Source organism: Flavobacterium sp. (assembly GCF_965284515.1).
Classification (GTDB): Bacteria; Bacteroidota; Bacteroidia; order Flavobacteriales; family Flavobacteriaceae; genus Flavobacterium.
Genome location: NZ_OZ260089.1, coordinates 1,169,957 through 1,190,203, shown reverse-complemented (window position 1 = coordinate 1,190,203; position 20,247 = coordinate 1,169,957). Strand labels below are relative to the sequence as shown.

Annotated in this window: 18 protein-coding genes; 15 read left to right on the top strand and 3 right to left on the bottom strand. The window is 30.8% G+C overall.

The window, feature by feature from the left end; translation table 11 throughout:
- Nucleotides 1-140 precede the first annotated feature (140 nt).
- Nucleotides 141-3,824: a hypothetical protein gene (locus ACQ65T_RS05435; RefSeq protein ID WP_430400080.1), complete on the top strand. Its 3,684-nt coding sequence runs from the start codon at nucleotides 141-143 to the stop codon at nucleotides 3,822-3,824.
- A 34-nt stretch (nucleotides 3,825-3,858) separates the two neighbouring features.
- On the opposite strand, the gene rsmG is transcribed toward ACQ65T_RS05435, so the two are convergent.
- A complete protein-coding gene (gene rsmG / locus ACQ65T_RS05430; protein WP_430400079.1) occupies nucleotides 3,859-4,488 on the bottom strand; it encodes a 16S rRNA (guanine(527)-N(7))-methyltransferase RsmG in 630 nt (209 codons plus the stop codon).
- A 112-nt stretch (nucleotides 4,489-4,600) separates the two neighbouring features.
- On the opposite strand from rsmG, the gene ACQ65T_RS05425 reads away from it, so the two are divergent.
- The 12 genes from ACQ65T_RS05425 to ACQ65T_RS05370 all read left to right on the top strand — a co-directional run bounded on the left by ACQ65T_RS05425 (nucleotide 4,601) and on the right by ACQ65T_RS05370 (nucleotide 14,366).
- On the top strand, nucleotides 4,601-5,698 hold the full coding sequence (locus ACQ65T_RS05425) for a fatty acid desaturase family protein (protein ID WP_430400078.1): 1,098 nt from the start codon (nucleotides 4,601-4,603) through the stop codon (nucleotides 5,696-5,698).
- Nucleotides 5,699-5,719: 21 nt separating this feature from the next.
- A complete protein-coding gene (locus ACQ65T_RS05420; RefSeq protein ID WP_430400077.1) occupies nucleotides 5,720-6,904 on the top strand; it encodes a pyridoxal phosphate-dependent aminotransferase in 1,185 nt (394 codons plus the stop codon).
- A gap of 83 nt (nucleotides 6,905-6,987) precedes the next feature.
- Nucleotides 6,988-8,154: a formate-dependent phosphoribosylglycinamide formyltransferase gene (purT, locus tag ACQ65T_RS05415; protein WP_430400076.1), complete on the top strand. Its 1,167-nt coding sequence runs from the start codon at nucleotides 6,988-6,990 to the stop codon at nucleotides 8,152-8,154.
- A gap of 11 nt (nucleotides 8,155-8,165) precedes the next feature.
- Nucleotides 8,166-8,492 (top strand): DUF6370 family protein, encoded by a 327-nt coding sequence (locus ACQ65T_RS05410; protein WP_430400075.1) that lies wholly within the window; start codon nucleotides 8,166-8,168, stop codon nucleotides 8,490-8,492.
- A 1-nt stretch (nucleotide 8,493) separates the two neighbouring features.
- Nucleotides 8,494-8,943, top strand: coding sequence for a hypothetical protein (locus ACQ65T_RS05405; protein WP_430400074.1), 450 nt, complete (start codon nucleotides 8,494-8,496; stop codon nucleotides 8,941-8,943).
- A 27-nt stretch (nucleotides 8,944-8,970) separates the two neighbouring features.
- On the top strand, nucleotides 8,971-9,546 hold the full coding sequence (locus tag ACQ65T_RS05400) for a Crp/Fnr family transcriptional regulator (protein ID WP_430400073.1): 576 nt from the start codon (nucleotides 8,971-8,973) through the stop codon (nucleotides 9,544-9,546).
- Nucleotides 9,547-9,624: 78 nt separating this feature from the next.
- On the top strand, nucleotides 9,625-10,341 hold the full coding sequence (locus ACQ65T_RS05395; protein WP_430400072.1) for a pirin family protein: 717 nt from the start codon (nucleotides 9,625-9,627) through the stop codon (nucleotides 10,339-10,341).
- Between the two features lie 10 nt (nucleotides 10,342-10,351).
- Nucleotides 10,352-10,882 carry an NADPH-dependent FMN reductase gene (locus tag ACQ65T_RS05390; RefSeq protein WP_430400071.1) on the top strand — a complete coding sequence of 177 codons (531 nt, stop codon included), beginning with the start codon at nucleotides 10,352-10,354 and terminating at the stop codon, nucleotides 10,880-10,882.
- 29 nt (nucleotides 10,883-10,911) lie between these two features.
- Nucleotides 10,912-11,754: an energy transducer TonB gene (locus ACQ65T_RS05385; RefSeq protein ID WP_430400070.1), complete on the top strand. Its 843-nt coding sequence runs from the start codon at nucleotides 10,912-10,914 to the stop codon at nucleotides 11,752-11,754.
- Between the two features lie 71 nt (nucleotides 11,755-11,825).
- Nucleotides 11,826-12,632, top strand: coding sequence for an energy transducer TonB (locus ACQ65T_RS05380; protein WP_430400069.1), 807 nt, complete (start codon nucleotides 11,826-11,828; stop codon nucleotides 12,630-12,632).
- A 114-nt stretch (nucleotides 12,633-12,746) separates the two neighbouring features.
- Entirely contained in the window at nucleotides 12,747-13,622 is an 876-nt protein-coding gene (gene fabD, locus ACQ65T_RS05375) for an ACP S-malonyltransferase (RefSeq protein ID WP_430400068.1), read from the top strand.
- Nucleotides 13,623-13,688: 66 nt separating this feature from the next.
- Nucleotides 13,689-14,366 carry a peptidoglycan DD-metalloendopeptidase family protein gene (locus ACQ65T_RS05370; RefSeq protein ID WP_430400067.1) on the top strand — a complete coding sequence of 226 codons (678 nt, stop codon included), beginning with the start codon at nucleotides 13,689-13,691 and terminating at the stop codon, nucleotides 14,364-14,366.
- A 35-nt stretch (nucleotides 14,367-14,401) separates the two neighbouring features.
- On the opposite strand, the gene galE is transcribed toward ACQ65T_RS05370, so the two are convergent.
- Both galE and ACQ65T_RS05360 read right to left on the bottom strand, forming a co-directional pair.
- A complete protein-coding gene (gene galE, locus ACQ65T_RS05365) occupies nucleotides 14,402-15,415 on the bottom strand; it encodes a UDP-glucose 4-epimerase GalE (RefSeq protein ID WP_430400066.1) in 1,014 nt (337 codons plus the stop codon).
- Between the two features lie 49 nt (nucleotides 15,416-15,464).
- A complete protein-coding gene (locus ACQ65T_RS05360) occupies nucleotides 15,465-16,592 on the bottom strand; it encodes a DegT/DnrJ/EryC1/StrS family aminotransferase (protein WP_430400065.1) in 1,128 nt (375 codons plus the stop codon).
- A 96-nt stretch (nucleotides 16,593-16,688) separates the two neighbouring features.
- Here ACQ65T_RS05360 and ACQ65T_RS05355 point away from each other — a divergent pair, with 96 nt between their 5' ends.
- Both ACQ65T_RS05355 and ACQ65T_RS05350 read left to right on the top strand, forming a co-directional pair.
- A complete protein-coding gene (locus tag ACQ65T_RS05355; protein ID WP_430400064.1) occupies nucleotides 16,689-17,921 on the top strand; it encodes a 3-deoxy-D-manno-octulosonic acid transferase in 1,233 nt (410 codons plus the stop codon).
- Nucleotides 17,922-17,973: 52 nt separating this feature from the next.
- Nucleotides 17,974-20,118, top strand: coding sequence for a S46 family peptidase (locus tag ACQ65T_RS05350; RefSeq protein ID WP_430400063.1), 2,145 nt, complete (start codon nucleotides 17,974-17,976; stop codon nucleotides 20,116-20,118).
- Nucleotides 20,119-20,247 lie beyond the last annotated feature (129 nt).

Below are 20,247 nucleotides of genomic sequence, written 5' to 3'. Positions count from 1 at the left end.
GCTTTTTTTTTGACTGTTATCGACAATTCTCAACATTTTAACGTTTTTTTTCGAAAAGAATAAAAAAATCATAAAAATTTTATAAATTGTTAAAGAATTTTATTATGCACGCATATAAAATTGTAAAATTTAGACTATTTATGAAAAAAATTACAACACTATTAACCATTTTTATTGTAAGTTTTGCGTACGCTCAAAAAAACTCTAACCCAGAGAATATGTTTGAGTTATTAAAAAACTACACAGAAACTAAAATATTATACAATCAGGTTGCGCCAGTTTCTGAAGCAACAAATATTAAAAAAGAAGGCATAGAGAATTTATACTACATGCAAGTGTATTATGAAATGCAAAGAGCTGATTATTTAAAGCGTCTCCCTAAATTAGAGGTTTTAGAAAAAGAATCACAACGTGGTATTGCAAAAAAATACGTTCCATTATCTCTATTAATTAGCGAATTCGAGTCAATTAAACCAGAGATAAAAACAAACAATCAACTTCATCTTAATTCAAACAATCAGTATGAGATTACAGATACTTCAATTGATTATTTTGACAAGTATTCAATAGGAATTGCTTCACCTTTAATTAATAAGTTCAAAGGGACTAATGTTACTTTTATATTAAACAGCGATTTCATTTTCAATTCTACACAGAAAAGGATTTCAAAAATAGAAATCAACTTTAATAATGGAGAAGGTTGGAAAAAAATAATTGAGAACAAAGGAATTGAAATAAATTATAATTCAATTGGAAAAAAAACAATTGATTTTAAAATTACACTTTCTAATGGAGAGGTATTTAGACATAGTAACACGATTACTATTCAAGAAAAAGCAATACCATTAGATAGAAACACAAATATTTCTCATAGATCACCATCTACAGTCTCTCCACTAACAAGTATCACTTCAACTATAACCTATCAAGGAGTTGATGAAACTTCGGCACATGCTGGCGTTGGTGAATTTCAAATTTATTATGATCATGAAGCAGGATTATTAGATAAACCAATTATAATTTTAGATGGTTTTGACCCAGCTGACGGTAGAGATGTTCCAAGTATTTATTCGCTTTTAAATTATGGATCTCCTGTTCAAAATTTGGGAGAATCAGTCAGAAACGAAGGTTACGACGTTGTAGTATTAAATTTTCCCCTATATACCAGACCAGATGGAATTACTAATATTGATGGAGGTGTAGACTACATACAAAGAAATGCTAGAGTCTTGATTGAATTAATCAATTATATAAATGCCAATAAGGTTGGAGACCAAGAGTTAGTCATTATTGGCCCAAGTATGGGAGGATTAATCTCGAGAATGGCCTTGCGTTACATGGAGATGAATGGCATGGACCACAAAACAAGATTATGGCTTTCATTTGACTCTCCTCATTTAGGAGCAAATGTGCCTATTGGAATGCAACATATGTTTAATTATTTAGCTTATGACGGCGATATATCAGACCTAACAGTAAGAGCGATTGTAGACTCAATGCTAAAAAGCCCTGCTGCAAGACAAATGCTTATTGATCATTTTGAAGGACATTTACAAAGCGGTAGTTTAACTGACTTTAACACAGCGTCCGCTTCATTATTGCCAACAGGACACCCAACATATAGAAATATATTTCAAAATGAATTAAACACTATAGGATTTCCTCAAAATTGTAGAAAAATTGCTATTTCTAATGGAGCAGGGAATGGAACTATGACAGGAACCCCTGGAATGACTGTTTTGAACGGATTAGACGTTCCTGATAGCTCTGGATTTACAAGAGCTCTTTTAGATTTAAATTTTACACCAGCAGCTAATGGAAACATAAGAGTGAGTAGAGTTCGAAAACAAGCTTGGACGTTATTTTGGTTAACAATAGGTACCGGACAAACAAATGCAAGGTCATTTAGTTATACTGCAGGATTAGACTCTGCACCAGGAGGAAAATTTGACATTGAGGCATTGGCAGCATCAGCTGGATCAAACCCAACATTAACTCGTTTTCTTAATGCAATGACTATAAAACAGTTTGACTTTATTCCTGCTCAAAGCTCTTTAGGAATCACATCAACAAATGATTGGTATTCAAACATAACAACCAGTACAACAACGGCTTTTGACGCATATTATATTCCAACAGCAAACGAATTTCATGTTACATTAACTCCAAACAACGTTATATTTGCATTTGACGAAATAACAAACCCACAATTAAAATGCCCTTCTATTACTACATGGAATGGAACAACTTGGAGTAATGGCTTACCAGCGAAAGATAAGCAAGTTGCATTTTCTGGAAATTATACATCTTCTTCAGATATTGAAGCATGCTCAATCTCTGTAACAGGAACAGCTGTAGTTAATTTTCAATCTGGACACAACTTAACTGTTAGAGGTGGAATTACAGTAGCAAGTGGAGCTAAATTAGCAATGGCTAACAATGCAAATATTTATCAAATTGAAGAATTAGAAAATACTGGTAATGTTGAAGTAAACAAAACAATATCATTAAAAAGACAAGATTATGTTGGTTGGTCTTCACCAGTTGCTAATCAAAACTTATTATCGTTTTCTCCAGCAACCTTAAGCAATAGGTTTTACCAATATATTCCTACCGGAACAACAACACCAACAGCATATTCAAGTATAGATCCTTCTACAAATAGTTTTTCTGCAGGTAACGGGTATTTAATTCGAGCTGAAAACACAATGCCATCAACAACAACTAGTTGGAATGGGAAATTTACAGGAACACCTTATAATGGAAGAACAAATATTAACATTATTAATGGAGGAACAGGTTTAGGTTTCAATTTAATTGGAAATCCTTATCCTTCTCCTTTAAACATTCAAGAGTTTATTGTTGGAAATACTAATACTATTGATGGTACATTATATTTTTGGACAAATACTAATGCTCCATCGGGTGGAGTTTACACTTTAAATAATTTTGCAACTCGAAACCTTACTGGTGGAACTGCAGCGGTAAATGGTTCATTAATTCCTGACACATATGTACAAACAGGCCAAGGTTTTTACATCAATTCTTTAGCAACCGGACCAATGTACTTTACAAATAGTATGAGAAATAAAACAAGTAATAATTTATTTGTAAATAGAAATGCTTCAACTGTTAGTCTTAACAACGAAGAGAAACATAGGTTCTGGCTTAATTTATCTGAGCAAAATCAGTCTCACAACCAAATTTTAATTGGATATACTCAAAATGCAACAAATGATTTTGATTTAGGCTATGATGGTAAACTATTAAACAATGGTTCTAGCTCAATTTATAGTTTATTAAACGATGAAAGTTACGTTATTCAAGCAAAAGGATTACCTTTTACTGATGAAGATATTGTTCCATTAGGTTTTAAAACAGAAAATTCAGGAACTTTTATAATTAGTTTAGGTGACTTTGACGGTTTATTCGAACAAAATCAAAACATCTTCTTGAAAGATAAGAGCAACGGAGTTGTTCAAAATTTAAACGAAGGCAATTATACGTTTACTTCAGCAATTGGCGAATTCAATAATAGATTTGAGATTGTATATAAAAATAGTCTTTTATCAAATTCAGAAAACATATTCAATGACAATTCAGTTCTTGTGTTTGAGAATAACAATATTCTTAATGTAAACAGTTCAAACACAAATATCAAATCAATTAAAGTGTTTGACACATTAGGAAGGTTATTAATAACTCAAAACAATATTAACAATCAAGAACAACAAATAAAAAGCCTTAAAAAAACAAACACTGTTTTATTACTTCAAATTGAAGACATAAATGGAAAAACAGTCAAAAAGAAGGTAATCTTCTAACAAAAAAAGCCCTTTCGAACTGAAAGGGCTTTTTTTATTTCTTAAATTTAAGTGGTAAATGCACCACTTTTTTTGTTTCGAAAAATTCTTCCTTAAAAAAGTCAGAAAGATCATATTGAGTAGCATTTGGAAAAGAAGCAAGCTCTTCTGTTAAATCGCCGCCTTTTAAATACAAAATTCCATTTTTTAGTTCGTGTTTTGATTCTTTCTTTACTCTATCAGAAACCCATTCCACAAAATCAGGCATATTGGTTACAGCTCTACTTACAATAAAGTCAAAATTTTCTTTTACTAACTCTGCACGTTTTTGTTCAGCTTTTACATTTTTTAATCCTAATGCAGTAGCCACCTCATTTACCACTTTTATTTTTTTTGCAATTACATCAATTAAATAAAAATCAACCTCAGGATGCATAATAGCCAATGGAATTCCAGGAAAACCACCACCTGTTCCCACATCCATAATTCTAGAACCGGGCTTAAATTCTAAAACTTTTACTATTCCTAAAGAATGTAATACATGCCTTGTATACAATTCATCTATATCTTTTCTAGAAATTACATTGATTTTTGAATTCCAATCTTCATATAAATTTTGTAAATCTTGAAATTGTTTTATTTGCACATCACTTAAATGAGGGAAATAACTTAATAAAAGCTCCATTAATTATAATTTTTAACAAAAGTACTTATTTAGATTAACATTTTATTTGAAAATTTTAGTAAAGCTAAAAAAGAATATTGTTACCTTTGAGTCCAAATAAAAGATTTTGATTATGAATACCAATGCACCTATTTTTTCTAAAAAAGACGATACTAAGTTTTTTAGAACTTTAAACAAAAGAGTAAACGAATACTTTAAAGACAATAACCTTAAAAGAACAGGTAACTGGAAATTATATTTAAAAACTATAATACTATTTACACTTTTTACAGCACCTTACTTTATCATTATTGCTTCTCCTAAAATTCATTTTGGTATATTTATTTTATTGTCAATAGTTCTTGGGATTGGAATGGCTGGAATTGGAATGAATGTTATGCATGATGGAAACCATGGCGCGTATTCAACTAAAAACTGGGTAAACAAATTTATGGGAGGAAGTATATATATTCTTGCTGGAAATGTATACAATTGGCAAGTGCAACACAATGTACTTCACCATACTTATACAAATATCCCTGGTCATGATGAAGATCTTGATGCTGGTCGTGTAATTCGATTTACAAAAGAAGCAAAATGGGAAAAATTCCATAAATTTCAACACTATTATTCTATATTTTTATATGGCCTATTAACTTTTAATTGGTGCTTAACAACTGATTTTAAGCAAATGGCAGGATATTTGAAAAGAAAATTATCTTATGGAGAAACAAAAAGCCCTAAGTTTCTTTGGACTACATTAGTTATCACGAAAATAATTTATTTTTCAGTATGGCTAGTTGTACCAATGGTTGTTGGGGTTGTATGGTGGAAAGTTTTAATCGGATTTTTCGTTATGCATTATGTAGCAGGCCTAATTTTGAGTGTCGTATTTCAATTAGCTCACATTATCGACGATACAACAAACCCAGAACCTACTGAAACTGGAGAAATCGAAAACACATGGGCAATTCACCAATTATTTACGACAGTTAATTTTGCTCCAAAAAACTGGTTAGTAAATTGGTATACTGGAGGTTTAAATCACCAAATTGAGCATCATATTTTCCCTAACATTAGTCATGTACATTATGATAAAATTGCAGAAATTGTTAAACAAACTGCATCAGAATGCAATTTACCATATCATGAATACAAAACTATGAGAAGTGCTGTTATAGCCCATTTCAAACACTTAAAAGACCTAGGAAAAGAACCACAATTAGCATAAATACATAACTACAACAACACAATGAATCCATTATCTGATAGAATTAACAATTTATCTACATCTCAAACTTTAGCCATGGCTGCTTTAGCAAGAGAATTAAAAGCACAAGGAAAAGATATTATAAGCTTAAGCTTAGGAGAACCTGATTTTAACACTCCTGACTTCGTTAAAGAAGCTGCTAAGAAAGCAATTGACGAAAACTACAGTACTTACACACCTGTTGAAGGTTATGGTGAACTTAAAGAAGCAATTTGTAAAAAATTTAAAAGAGACAATGATTTAGATTATAAACCATCAAACATTGTTGTTTCTACCGGAGCTAAACAGTCTTTATATAATATTGCACAAGTAATGTTAAATGAAGGTGACGAAGTTATTCTACCAGCGCCATATTGGGTTTCTTATTTTGAGATTATTAAACTATCTGGAGGAATTCCTGTTGAAGTACCTACTTCAATTGACAATGATTTTAAAATTACAGCAGAACAATTAGAAAAAGCAATTACACCAAAAACGAAAATGATTTGGTACAGTTCTCCTTGTAACCCAAGTGGTTCAGTTTATAGTAGAGAAGAATTAACTGCTTTAGCTAAAGTATTAGAGAAATATCCAAACGTATATGTAGTTTCAGATGAAATCTACGAACATATTAACTTCTCTGGAACATTTTGCAGTATTGCTTCTATTCCAGGAATGTTAGAAAAAACAATTACGGTTAATGGTGTTGCAAAAGCATTTGCCATGACAGGTTGGAGAATTGGTTATATTGGTGCACCAGAATTTATTGCAAAAGCATGTACAAAAATTCAAGGTCAAGTTACTAGTGGAGCAAATTCAATTGCACAAAGAGCAACCATTGCCGCTGTTGAAGCCGATCCAAAAGTATTAAATTACATGGTAGAAGCATTCCATAAAAGACGTGATTTAGTTGTTGGATTAATCCAAGAAATCCCAGGATTAAAAATCAATGTTCCAGAAGGAGCTTTTTATGTTTTCCCAGATGTTTCATCATTTTTTGGAAAAACCTTAAACGGAACCAAAATTGAAAATGCTACTGATTTTTCAATGTATCTTTTATCCCAAGCTAATGTAGCAACAGTTACAGGTGACGCATTTGGAAATCCAGACTGTATCCGATTCTCTTATGCTACAAGCGAAGAACTATTAGTCGAGGCATTACGAAGAATAAAAGAAGCATTAGCTTAAAAATAATAACGCCTCAAGTTTTCTTGGGGCTTTTTTTATATAACTATTATAGAGGCATCTGTTTTATAATAAACACAACAACAATGAACAAAAAAATACTACTATTAGGATCTGGTGAATTAGGAAAAGAATTTGTAATTGCAGCACAACGCATCGGTCAAACTGTAATTGCAGTTGACAGTTATGAAAATGCTCCTGCAATGCAAGTCGCACACGATTTCGAAGTTATTAACATGTTAGATGGTGCTGAATTAGACCGAATTGTAGCCAAGCACAAACCTGATTTTATTGTTCCCGAAATTGAGGCAATTCGTACAGAACGTTTTTATGATTATGAGAAACAAGGAATTACTGTAGTTCCTTCTGCGAAAGCGGCAAATTTTACTATGAACAGAAAAGCAATTCGTGATTTAGCGGCAAAAGATTTAGGTTTACGAACAGCCAACTATCGTTATGCTACAACTGCTGAAGAATTACAAAAAGCTGTTGAAGTTGTTGGAATGCCATGTGTAGTGAAGCCTTTAATGAGTTCGTCTGGAAAAGGACAATCTACTATAAAAGTCCAAGAAGATATTGCAAAGGCGTGGAATTATGCTGTAGAAGGTTCACGTGGCGATGTTGTAGAAGTAATTGTGGAAGCATTTGTTAATTTTCATTCGGAAATCACTTTATTAACAGTTACGCAAAACAACAACCCAACGCTTTTTTGTGCCCCAATTGGCCATCGACAAGAACGTGGTGATTATCAAGAAAGTTGGCAACCTGCAAGAGTTTCTGATAAAGATTTAGAAGAAGCACAAGATATGGCGAGAAAAGTAACCGAAGCACTTGGTGGAGCTGGACTTTTTGGTGTTGAATTTTTCTTAACTAATGAAGGTGTTTATTTTTCTGAATTATCTCCAAGGCCTCACGATACCGGAATGGTAACGTTAGCCAACACACAAAATTTCAACGAATTTGAATTGCATTTACGTACTATCTTAAGTTTACCTATTTTCGAAATCACTTTAGAAAAAAATGGAGCAAGTGCTGTTATTTTAGCTTCTGATAATTCCAATAACCCAACTTTTACAGGAGTTGAAAAAGTGGCTTGTTTACCTAAAACCGACTTTAGATTATTTGGAAAACCAACCTCAAGACCTTATAGAAGAATGGGAGTTGTATTAACCAACGATTCTTTAGAAACTTCAATTGAAGAAATTACCAAAAGAGCAAAAAAAACTGCTACCTTAGTAACTGTTAATCCTTAAAGCAACTTAAAATGAAAAAAATAGTCACTTTATTACTTATAATCACTTCACTTTCTATCTCAGCACAAGAAGAAATTGAAGTTAAGAAACAAATTGTACAAGCTTCATGTGGACAATGTAAATTTAAAATGACTGGACAAGGTTGTGATTTAGCTGTTCGAATTGAAGGAAAATCATATTTTGTTGACGGAACAACTATTGATGATCATGGAGACGCTCATGCAGAAGACGGGTTTTGTTCAGCAATTAGAAAAGCTGAAATAGAAGGAACAATCGTTGATAATAAATTCAAAATAAAAACATTCAAGCTTTTCCCTTTAAAAGAAGAAAAGTTATAATATGAAAATAAAATTTATAATACTTTCAATCCTAATCTATACAAACCTTTTCGCCCAAGAAATAGAGATCACTTTGGTTGGTAGAAAAGTTACTGACACTTCTTTGATAGCCGTTTTAAAAACTGAAAAATATTGGGGATTTAAAGGTTTAGAAAGTTCAAATTTAAACATTAATGAAGTTGAAATTTGCGAAACTCTTTTAAAAGATACAATTCGAAAATACAACGAAGAAGGAGCTAAAATTGATTTAAAACAATATCACAGACAATACTTTGCCGCTGTTAATAAGAATAGAGACAAAATTGTAATGATAAATTGTTTTTGTGAAAAACCAGCACTAAATTGGAAAGAAGAGTTTTGCGATATTGATGATGGAGGAGATTGCTATTTCAAATTAAAAATAAATCTAACTCAAAATAAAATTTCTGAATTAGATATTAACGGTTCCTAGCCAAAACCACATCTATAACTATTTAAAATGGCATTAATTCTCCAAAATATAGATAAAATAGTTTCTCTTTCTGATAGGGAAAAAGAAACTATTTTATCTAAAATTGAAATCAAACATTATAAAGCAAAAACAGTTTTATTAAATGCTGGAGATATTTGCAAACATTCCTATTTTGTAAATTCTGGCATTTTAAGAAGTTTCAATATAAACGACAATATTGTAGAGCATGTTTTGCAATTTGCCTGTGAAGGTTGGTGGATTGGGGATATGTACAGCTTAATAACTCAAAAACCAGGTAATCTTTATGTTGAAGTAAATGAAGATGCTGAAGTTGTTTTACTCTCTAAAGAAAATCAAGAAGAATTGTTTCAAGAAATTCCAAAACTAGAACGCTTTTTTAGAATTTTAACCGAAAACTCATTAGTTGCAAATCAAGAACGTTTAATGGACAACTTAAGTTTATCGGCTGAAGAGCGTTTTGAAAAGTTTTGTTCTAAATACCCAACGTTAATTCAAAAAGTACCCCAAAAACAAGTTGCATCCTATATTGGAGTAACTCCAGAATTTTTTAGTAAAATGAAGGCAAAAATGCTGAGAAAATAATTACTTAATCTAGGTTAAGTGCTTCAGCTTTGTTCTTATTGTAAATTTGTATCATATTAATTACTAAATTTATATACAATGAAAAATTCAGTTTTACATAAAGCAAACACAAGAGGAAATGCAAATCACGGTTGGTTAAATGCTTATCATAGTTTTAGTTTTGCTAGTTGGTACAATGCTGAAAGAGTTCAGTTTGGAGCTTTGCGTGTTTTAAATGATGATACAATAGCTGCAGGAATGGGTTTTGGAACACATCCTCATGACAATATGGAGATTATTACAATTCCATTAGTAGGCGATTTAGCACATAAAGACAGTATGGGAAATGCTGCAACTATAAAAACAGGCGATGTGCAAGTTATGAGTGCTGGGACAGGAATTCAACATAGTGAATTCAATCCAAATCATAACCAACAAACGAAGTTATTCCAAATTTGGTTGTTTCCAAAAACAAGAAATGTAGAACCGCGTTACCAACAAATAACTTTAGACAAATCATTACAAAAAAATAATTTTGCTCAAATTTTATCTCCAAACGAAAACGACGAAGGTGTTTGGATTCATCAAGACGCTTGGTTTTATTTAAGTGATTTTGACGCCAATTTTTCTAAAAGTTTATCCATAAAAAAAGAAGGAAATGGTTTTTATATTATGAATATTGAAGGAGATATAGAAGTAAACGGAGATATTTTAGAAAAAAGAGATGCAATTGGTATTTGGGAAACAAAAGAAATAGAAATTAAAGCCAATACAAATGCTAAATTTTTAATAATGGAAATTCCTATGAATCAATAAATACAAAAAAATGACTAAAAAAATAATTGCCTTTGGTGGTTCATCAAGTAGAAACTCAATCAATAAACAACTAGCTACATATGCTGCTCATCAATTTAAAAATGTTGAAATCGAAATTTTAGATTTAAATGATTATGAAATGCCTATTTTTTCTGTAGATAAAGAAAAAGAAAACGGCATACATACTTTGGCAACTGATTTTTATACAAAAATTGGAAGTGCTGATTTATTAATTATTTCTTTGGCAGAACACAATGGGGCTTATTCTTCTGCTTTTAAAAACATCTTAGACTGGTCATCAAGAATAAATGCTAAAACTTTTCAGGAAAAAGAAATGCTTTTATTAGCAACATCACCTGGCGCTCGTGGCGGAAGTTCTGTTTTGGATATTGCGACCAAAAGATTTCCTTTTCAAGGCGGAATTATAAAAGGAAGTTTTTCTTTACCTAGTTTTAACGCTAATTTTGATTCTGAAAAGGGAATCACAAACGAAGAATTAAAAAATCAATTCTTGGAAATTATAAATTCAATCGAATTATAATAAAAACGTTATTTTTGCAAAAAAATAAAATGAGAATTACTGCATTTTTTATACTTGTATTCTTGACTAGTTCTATTTATGCTCAAGATACAAATAATTCTGTACCAACATTTTTTGGAGGTAACACATCCTCTTATAAGACTCAAAAAAAGATAGAAATTATTTTTAAAACATTAGACTTTATTTCAGGAAAAACAGATAGTTTATTCTTAAAAAGAATGAAATTAAAGGAAAATGACTCTATTGAATTTGAAGTATCTTATGTTATAGACAAATATGGATTAATTGAAAAAGATTCTACATTAATAAATACGCCTGTAGTTAGTTTTAACAATTACATGAAACTCATTATTAACACGCTACCAAGATTCACTCCTGCAGTTGAAGAAAATGGAATAACAACATCTTATAAAATCGAATTTACAGGGAGGTTCAATATAAAAAATAATAAATTAAATCCTTTTCAATATGAAGTTGAAAAATCTGATGATGATGGGGATATTCCAGATGAATTACCATATGCTGTAATTGAAGTTGTACCTATATTTCCAGGATGTGAGGGATTACCAAATAATAAACTAGCGGATTGTTTTAATCAAAAAATGATGAATCATATAAACCTAAATTTGAGTTACTCAGTGGGAGCCCCAGTGGGTATTACTGAAATAAGGGTAGAAACACAATTTCTAATTGACAAGAATGGAGACGTAACCGACATTAAAACAAGAGCCCGAATAGCTAAAGGAGGTAAACAATTTGAGAACGAAGCTTATAGGATAATCTCTTTATTACCAAAATTCACACCCGGATATCAAAAAGGAAAAACCATCTCAGTAAGATACAGTCAACCAATGACTTTTAAATTTCAATAATCTAAAGTTCAAAACAGCACTATAATTTTAAATAAAGTATAAAAGTACTATTTTTGTGCAAAATTTACTTTATGAGAGTTATCATTCCAATTATTTTCTTACTATTTACTTTCTCAATTTTTGCACAAGATTTTTCTAATCCTAAGTCAGTTCCTACTTTTTTAGGAAGTGATCAATCTTCTTTTACCGGGATTAAAAAGAAAGATATAGTTTTTAAAACTTTAGAATTCATCTCTAAAAAAACAGATAGTTTATTTTTAAAAAGAATGAAACTAAAAGAAAATGATTCTATCGAGTTTCAAATATCATACATAATTGATGCATATGGATATATTGAAAATGATTCAACAATAATAAACACTCCAATTACCAGTTTCAACAATTACATGAAACTCATTATTGCAATGTTACCTAGGTTTACTCCTGCAATTAATCATAATAACGAGACAACACCTTATAAAATAGAGTTTATTGGAAAATTTAATGTAAAAAATAAAAGGCTAAACCATTTTCAATATGAAGTTAACGAATATTTTTTAGCAGATATAGATATAGTTCCTATTTTTCCAGGTTGTGAAGGTGCAAAAGATGCTATTGATTGCTTTAATCAAAAAATGAATGAGCATATAAATATAAACTTTAATTATCCTCAAGAGGCTCAAAAGAAAAATATACAAGGTAGAGTTTCTATTCAATTTATTGTTGATGAATTTGGCAATGTCAACGATATAAAAACAAGAGGTCCTAAAGGTGGAGAATTATTAGAAAAAGAAGCATATAGAATAATGTCGCTATTACCAAAATTTACTCCAGGGTATCAAAAAGGAAAAGCAGTAAAAGTGAAGTATGGAATACCTATTACTTTTAAACTCCAATAATCAATAGTTCAAAACAGCACTATAATTTTAAATAAAGTATAAAAAGTACTATTTTTGCAACGTCTTGAGTATAACTCACAAACTTATTCCCTTATAAACTTTTAAACTAACAAAATGAAAGCATACATATTTCCAGGTCAAGGCGCTCAATTCTCAGGAATGGGAAAAGACTTATATGAAAATTCACCTTTAGCACAAGAATTGTTTGAAAAAGCAAATAAAATTTTAGGCTTCAACATTACCGATATAATGTTTGAAGGAACTGCTGAACAATTAAAAGAAACTAAAGTTACACAACCTGCAGTATTTTTACATTCGGTTATTTTAGCTAAAACATTAGGTGACGACTTTAAACCAGAAATGGTTGCAGGTCACTCATTAGGCGAATTTTCTGCTTTAGTTGCAAATGGTACTTTATCTTTTGAAGACGGATTAAAATTAGTTTCTCAACGTGCTTTAGCAATGCAAAAAGCGTGTGAAATTAAACCTTCAACAATGGCAGCGGTTTTAAACTTAGACGACAAAATTGTAGAAGATATTTGTGCTTCTATTGATGGAGTTGTTGTTGCAGCAAATTATAACTGTCCAGGTCAATTAGTAATTTCAGGAGAATATAAAGCAGTTGAAGAAGCTTGTGAAAAAATGAAAGAAGCTGGAGCAAAAAGAGCTTTAATTTTACCTGTTGGCGGAGCATTTCATTCACCAATGATGGAACCTGCAAGAGAAGAATTAGCAGCAGCTATTGAAGCAACTACTTTCTCTACTCCTATTTGTCCGGTTTATCAAAACGTAACAGCTAGTGCGGTCTCTGATGCTGAAGAAATCAAGAAAAATTTAATCATTCAATTAACTGCTCCGGTAAAATGGACACAATCTGTTCAGCAAATGATTGCTGATGGAGCAACTAGTTTTACAGAAGTTGGACCAGGAAAAGTATTAGTTGGATTAGTTGGGAAAATTAACAAAGAAGCAGAAACTTTTTCGGCTTAATCTTTACAATTTACAAAAAGCCTCATACATAAAAATATGAGGCTTTTTATATTTTAAAATCCTCTTATGGAAAATATTAAAGCCTTTTTAAATCAACTCAATTGTGCTAAAGTTATCTCAAATGGAATTGACTATTCTAAATATGTTGCTTTAGATCTATCTTCAGATAATGCTGAATTAAGCAAGCATACACTAGAAACCGCACAAGATTACGAAAAGTTTATTCAAAGTCATTTAGATTCCAATAATGCAAAAATTGCATATGGTGGTTATAAAGAAACCAGAAACTTATACAAACGAAGCACTGTTTTCAAAAATGACATTTCTGACGAGCGCAACATTCATATAGGTTTAGATTTATGGATCAATGAAGCTGCTCCAATTTATGCTGCTTTAGATGGAAAAATTCATAGTTTTCAAAACAATACAGCACTTGGAGATTACGGACCAGTAATTATTTTGGAACATATTATTGATGGATTTACATTCCATACTTTATATGGGCATTTAAGTGAAGAGAGCTTGTTTGAAAAAGAAATTGGACAAATTGTAAAAAAAGGAGAACAAATAGGAAATCTTGGTTTACCACCAATTAACGGCGATTATGCACCCCACTTACACTTTCAAATCATTATTGACATGGAAGGTAAAAAAGGAGACTATGCAGGAGTTTGTAGTCTAAATACATTGGACTTTTATTCAAAAAATTGTCCTGATCCAAATTGGTTATTGAAAATCTATTAAATTAAAAAATGCTTTCAATTTGAAAGCATTTTTTATTATCTCCTAATCTTTTGTTCCCATTTCCAAGCACTTGCTAAAGCTTCTTCTAAAGAAGATTGTGCATTCCAGCCTAAAACAGTATTGGCTTTATCAGTATTGGCATAAGCTTCTGTAATATCACCTTCTCTTCTACCCACAATTTTATAGTTTAATTTTTGATTGGATATTTTTTCAAAAGTATTGATCACTTCTAAAACCGAACTTCCCGTTCCTGTACCAAGATTAAAAGTTTCAACCTTTTCACTATTTTCTTTATTTAACAACCGTTTTAGCGCCACAACATGTGCTTTTGCTAAATCGACTACGTGAATATAATCTCGAATTGCAGTTCCATCTGAGGTAGGATAATCATTTCCAAAAACAGATAATTCCTTTCTTAATCCCATTGCAGTTTGTGTTATAAATGGAACTAGATTTTGTGGAGTTCCAATAGGTAATTCGCCAATTTCAGCAGATGAATGTGCTCCAATAGGATTAAAATAACGTAACAAAATAGAATTAACATTGGTAACTTTAGCTACATCTGTAATAATTTCTTCCCCTATTTGCTTAGTATTTCCATAAGGAGACATTGCCGGTTGAATTGATGCATTTTCTGTGATTGGCATTTTTTCGGCTTGACCGTAAACTGTACAAGATGAACTGAAAATAAAATGGGCTTGCGGTAACTTTGTTAATTCTTGTAAAAGATAAACTAATGCATTAATGTTATTCTCATAGTACAACAAAGGATTTTCAACACTTTCACCAACAGCTTTTGAAGCCGCAAAATGAATCACTCCAACAAGATCGTTATGTCTTGAAAAAAAATCCTGGACAGCAGATTTCTTACGTAAATCTAACTTTTCAAAAAATGGTTTTTTTCCAGTAATATTGAAAATACCATCTAAAACATTTTCAGATGAATTGGATAAATTATCAATAGCGATTACTTCAAAACCTTCATTTTGTAATTCTACAACGGTATGCGAACCTATAAACCCTAATCCTCCTGTTACTAGTATTTTCATGTTTTTAATTTTTCGATAATTTAATTATTCAAACAATCTAAAAATCGAATTAAACAAATTCTAAAACAGAATCTGTAATAAATTTTATTTGTTCATCATCTAATTCAGTATGCATTGGTAATGCAATAACTTCTTTACATAATTGATTTGTTACTGGAAAATCTGCTTCATTATATCTTGTGTCAGCGTATGCTTTTTGACTGTGCAATGGAATTGGATAATAAATAGCACAAGGAATTTCTTTACTTTGTAGATGAGCTAATAAACCATCACGTTTTCCATTTGTAATTCGAATTACATATTGATGAAAAACATGACAATCGCAAGCTTCACAAATTGTTGGCGCAACAATATTAGGGTTTACACCTAAAGCTATTGAATATTTTCTAGCAGCATCTTGACGCGCTTTATTATATTCATCTAAACGCGATAATTTTGCTTTTAAAACTCCAGCTTGAATGCTATCTAAACGAGAATTTACTCCAACAACATCATGATGATATCTTTCATACATTCCGTGATTTACAATTCCTCTTAAAGTATGAGCTAATTCATCATCATTCGTAAAAATGGCTCCACCATCTCCATAACAACCCAAGTTTTTAGACGGAAAGAAAGAAGTCGCACCTACATGACCAATAGTTCCAACCTTCGTTTTTGAACCGTCTTTTGAAGTATAATCTGCTCCAATGGCTTGTGCATTATCTTCAATTACATATAAATTATGAGCTTTTGCAATTTCCATTATAGCATCCATATTGGCTGCACGTCCAAATAAATGTACAGGAACAATTGCTTTCGTTTTTGGAGTAATTGCTTTTTTAATTGCTTCAAGTGAAATATTCATATTATTCATATCAACATCTACCAAAACCGGAGTTAACTGCAATAAAGCAATAACTTCAACTGTTGCTGCAAAAGTAAAATCGGCAGTAATTACTTCATCACCTGGTTTTAAATCTAATCCCATCATGGCAATTTGTAAAGCATCTGTACCATTAGCACATGGAATTACATGCTTAACACCTAAATATTTTTCTAAATCGGCCTGAAACTGATGAACTAAAGGTCCGTTTATATATGTATTTGTATCTAAAACTTCTTGAATTGAAGCATTCACTTCGTCTTTTATTTTTTCATATTGACTTTTCAAGTCAACCATTTGTAGTTTTCTCATTTGAATAAAATTAAGTAGAACAAAAGTAAGAAATTCTGCCTTACAATTTAAAGTATCACAAAAGAAACGTATTTTTAACTCCTTAAAAAAGAGTAAATGTTTTTTATCTATAATTTCATATCAATTATCGCCTCACAAATCGTAAAAATATTGGCTTTATTTAGCCCAAAAATGAAACTTTTTGTTGACGGAAGAAAAGATGTTTTTTCAACTTTACAAAGTAAAATAAATGCAAGTGATAAAACCATTTGGTTTCATGCAGCTTCATTAGGTGAATACGAACAAGGTTTACCTGTGATTGAAAAGGTTAAAATTAAATATCCTTCTCATAAAATAATTGTCACTTTCTTTTCTCCTTCTGGATATGAAGTTCGAAAAAACAATACAATTGCAGATGTTACAGTTTATTTGCCTTTAGACACAAAGTCAAATGCAAAAAGGTTCATTGAATTAACACATCCAGAAATGGTCTTTTTTATTAAATATGAATTTTGGCCTAATTATTTAAATGAATTAAAGCAACGAGGAATAAAAACGTATTTGATTTCAGGAATATTTAGAGAAAATCAAATGTTCTTTAAATGGTACGGTTCGTTTTACAGAAACGCTTTAAAAACCTTTGACTACTTTTTTGTTCAGAATGAAAAATCAAAAAAACTCATTCAAAGTATTGGCTTTACGAATGTGAAAATTTCTGGCGACACGCGTTTTGATAGAGTTGTTGCTATTTTAGAACTAAATAATTCATTAGATTTTATAGAGGAATTTAAAGACAAACAAACAACTATCGTGATTGGTAGTTCTTGGCCAAAAGATGAAGCTTTATTAGTTAATTACATCAACAATTCGTCTGAAAATGTAAAATTTATAATTGCACCTCATAATATTAAGAATGAGCAGATTCATGAGTTAAAAAAATCTATTTCTAAAAAAACGATTTTGTTTTCTGAAAGAGAGAATCAAAATCTATCGGAATTTAATGTGTTTATTATTGATACCATAGGAATTCTAACCAAAATATATTCATATGCAGATATTGCTTATGTTGGTGGTGGATTTGGAAATCCTGGAGTTCATAATATTTTAGAACCAGCTACTTTTGGTTTACCAATTGTTATTGGACCAAATTATTCGCATTTTGCAGAAGCTACAGCATTAGTCAATATAGAAGGCTGTATTTCTATTCAAAATCAGACACAATTAAACGAAACTTTTGATTTATTACTTCAAAATGAAGATGAACGATTAGAAAAAGGACATATTTGCAGCACTTTTGTACAAATGAACAAAGGAGCAACCGACAAAATAATTAATCATCTTAACCAATAAAAAAACATACAATTTTAAGTAAATTGCACACTTTATAAAAACTATTAAACTTATGAGAATTTTAAAATTATTTATTATCCTATTTGTTGTTCAACTACACGCTCAACAAGGAGGAATGTGGATTCCAAGCATGCTAAAAGGCATGAATGAAAGCGAAATGCAATCTTTAGGAATGAAAATGACAGCTCAAGATATTTATGATGCTAACAATTCTAGTCTTAAAGACGCAATTGTTCATTTTGATGGCGGTTGTACTTCAGAACTAATTTCTTCTAAAGGATTAATGCTAACTAATCACCATTGTGGTTATGGAGAAATTCAAAGTCACTCTACTGTTGAGCATGATTATTTACAAGATGGATTTTGGGCAAAAGATTTAAACTCTGAGCTTACCAATCCAGGAATGGTTGCTACTCTAATTGTAAGTATTCATGATGTTACCAATACTGTTTTAGAAGGTGTTTCAGGAATTTCATCTGAAAATGAAAAACAAAAGAAAATAGCAGACAACATTAGTAGACTTCAAACTTCTTTTCCTAAAGAATCTTGGCAAGAAAATAAAATCAAAACTTTTTACGAAGGAAATCAATACATTTTATTTGTTACCGAAACGTTTAAAGATATTCGTTTAGTTGGAGCTCCACCAAGTTCAATTGGAAAATTCGGATCAGATACAGATAACTGGGTTTGGCCTAGACACACAGGTGATTTTTCTTTATTTAGAATTTACGCAAATAAAGACAATAAACCTGCTGAATATTCAAAAGACAACGTACCTTATACACCAAAACACTTTTTGCCAATTTCATTAGATGGAGTTGCTGAAAACGACTTTACCATGGTTTTTGGCTTCCCTGGAAGAACTCAAGAATACTTACCATCATTTGCAGTTGAACAAATTGTAAATACTTTAAATCCAGCAAAAATTGAATTAAGAGATGCTGCATTAAAAGTACAAGATGGTTTCATGAGAAAAGATCAGGCTATTAAAATTCAATATGCTTCAAAGTTTGCAAGTGTTGCAAACTATTGGAAAAAATGGATTGGAGAAAGCCAAGGGTTAAAAAAATCGAACGCAATTAAAATCAAACAAAATTTTGAAGAAGAATTCCAAAAAAGAGTAATCAAAAACAATAAAACAGATGAATACGGTTCTTTACTTGCTGATTTTGAAAAAAATTATAAAGCAATAAATGATTATTCTTTAGCTAGAGATTATTTCATTGAAACTGTTTTAAGAAATACTGAATTATTAAGTGTTGGTTTTCGTTTATATCAATTAGAACAAGTATATAATACTAAAGGTGAACAAGCGTTTACAGATAGAAAAGAAAACACGATAAAAGGACTTGAAAGTTTCTATAAAGATTTCAATGCTAAAGTTGACGAAAAAGTTTTTGAAAAGCTAATTGCTCTTTACGGCCAAAAATCGCCATTAGTTCCTGCTGATTTAAAAACAATGAATTACAATAAAACTACGACAGACATATACACAATGTCTAAATTAACTTCATACGAAGGTTTAAAAACTTTATTAAAAGGAAATTCTAAAACTATTTTAAAAAACTTGAACAAAGATTTAGGATATAAATTGGTAAAAAAACTAGCTGATAATTTCTACAAAAATATCGCTCCTAAATATGACGAATTAAATTTAGAAACCGGAGCATTACAAAGAAACTACATGAAAGCTCAATTAGAATTATTTCCTGAAGGGAGATTCTTCCCTGATGCAAATAGCACTTTAAGAATAACTTACGGTCAAGTAAAAGGATATAGTCCAAATGACGCTGTGTATTATGAACCAGTTACTCATTTAGAAGGTGTAATGGAAAAGTATGTACCAGGAGATTATGAATTTGATGTTCCTACTAAATTGATTGAATTAATAAAAAACAAAGATTACGGTCAATATGCAGAAAATGGAAAAATGCCCGTTTGTTTTATTGCAACAAATCATACCACAGGTGGAAACTCTGGAAGCCCAGCAATTGATGCAAACGGAAACTTAATTGGTCTAAATTTTGATCGTGTGTGGGAAGGTACAATGAGCGACATTCATTATGATCCTTCAATTTGTAGAAACATAATGGTTGACGTAAGATATGTTTTATTTATCATAGATAAATATGCTGGTGCAAAACACTTAATTGAAGAAATGGAACTAGTGCACCCAAAAACAAAGACAAACAAGTAATATATTAAAAGCCTTCTAAAGCTACTTATCATAATGCATTGATAATGAATTTAAAAGACTTTATAAAAAAAAATAAAAAAAAAGTGTAAAATTATTTTGCCGTGTCAAAAAATTTATATCTTTGCTAAG

What these genes read in the sequence shown, in the direction of transcription:
- ACQ65T_RS05435 (WP_430400080.1), top strand. Translation starts at nt 141, where the DNA reads ATGAAAAAAATTACAACACTATTAACCATTTTTATTGTAAGTTTTGCG.
- rsmG (WP_430400079.1), bottom strand. Translation starts at nt 4,488, where the DNA reads ATGGAGCTTTTATTAAGTTATTTCCCTCATTTAAGTGATGTGCAAATA.
- ACQ65T_RS05425 (WP_430400078.1), top strand. Translation starts at nt 4,601, where the DNA reads ATGAATACCAATGCACCTATTTTTTCTAAAAAAGACGATACTAAGTTT.
- ACQ65T_RS05420 (WP_430400077.1), top strand. Translation starts at nt 5,720, where the DNA reads ATGAATCCATTATCTGATAGAATTAACAATTTATCTACATCTCAAACT.
- purT (WP_430400076.1), top strand. Translation starts at nt 6,988, where the DNA reads ATGAACAAAAAAATACTACTATTAGGATCTGGTGAATTAGGAAAAGAA.
- ACQ65T_RS05410 (WP_430400075.1), top strand. Translation starts at nt 8,166, where the DNA reads ATGAAAAAAATAGTCACTTTATTACTTATAATCACTTCACTTTCTATC.
- ACQ65T_RS05405 (WP_430400074.1), top strand. Translation starts at nt 8,494, where the DNA reads ATGAAAATAAAATTTATAATACTTTCAATCCTAATCTATACAAACCTT.
- ACQ65T_RS05400 (WP_430400073.1), top strand. Translation starts at nt 8,971, where the DNA reads ATGGCATTAATTCTCCAAAATATAGATAAAATAGTTTCTCTTTCTGAT.
- ACQ65T_RS05395 (WP_430400072.1), top strand. Translation starts at nt 9,625, where the DNA reads ATGAAAAATTCAGTTTTACATAAAGCAAACACAAGAGGAAATGCAAAT.
- ACQ65T_RS05390 (WP_430400071.1), top strand. Translation starts at nt 10,352, where the DNA reads ATGACTAAAAAAATAATTGCCTTTGGTGGTTCATCAAGTAGAAACTCA.
- ACQ65T_RS05385 (WP_430400070.1), top strand. Translation starts at nt 10,912, where the DNA reads ATGAGAATTACTGCATTTTTTATACTTGTATTCTTGACTAGTTCTATT.
- ACQ65T_RS05380 (WP_430400069.1), top strand. Translation starts at nt 11,826, where the DNA reads ATGAGAGTTATCATTCCAATTATTTTCTTACTATTTACTTTCTCAATT.
- fabD (WP_430400068.1), top strand. Translation starts at nt 12,747, where the DNA reads ATGAAAGCATACATATTTCCAGGTCAAGGCGCTCAATTCTCAGGAATG.
- ACQ65T_RS05370 (WP_430400067.1), top strand. Translation starts at nt 13,689, where the DNA reads ATGGAAAATATTAAAGCCTTTTTAAATCAACTCAATTGTGCTAAAGTT.
- galE (WP_430400066.1), bottom strand. Translation starts at nt 15,415, where the DNA reads ATGAAAATACTAGTAACAGGAGGATTAGGGTTTATAGGTTCGCATACC.
- ACQ65T_RS05360 (WP_430400065.1), bottom strand. Translation starts at nt 16,592, where the DNA reads ATGAGAAAACTACAAATGGTTGACTTGAAAAGTCAATATGAAAAAATA.
- ACQ65T_RS05355 (WP_430400064.1), top strand. Translation starts at nt 16,689, where the DNA reads ATGTTTTTTATCTATAATTTCATATCAATTATCGCCTCACAAATCGTA.
- ACQ65T_RS05350 (WP_430400063.1), top strand. Translation starts at nt 17,974, where the DNA reads ATGAGAATTTTAAAATTATTTATTATCCTATTTGTTGTTCAACTACAC.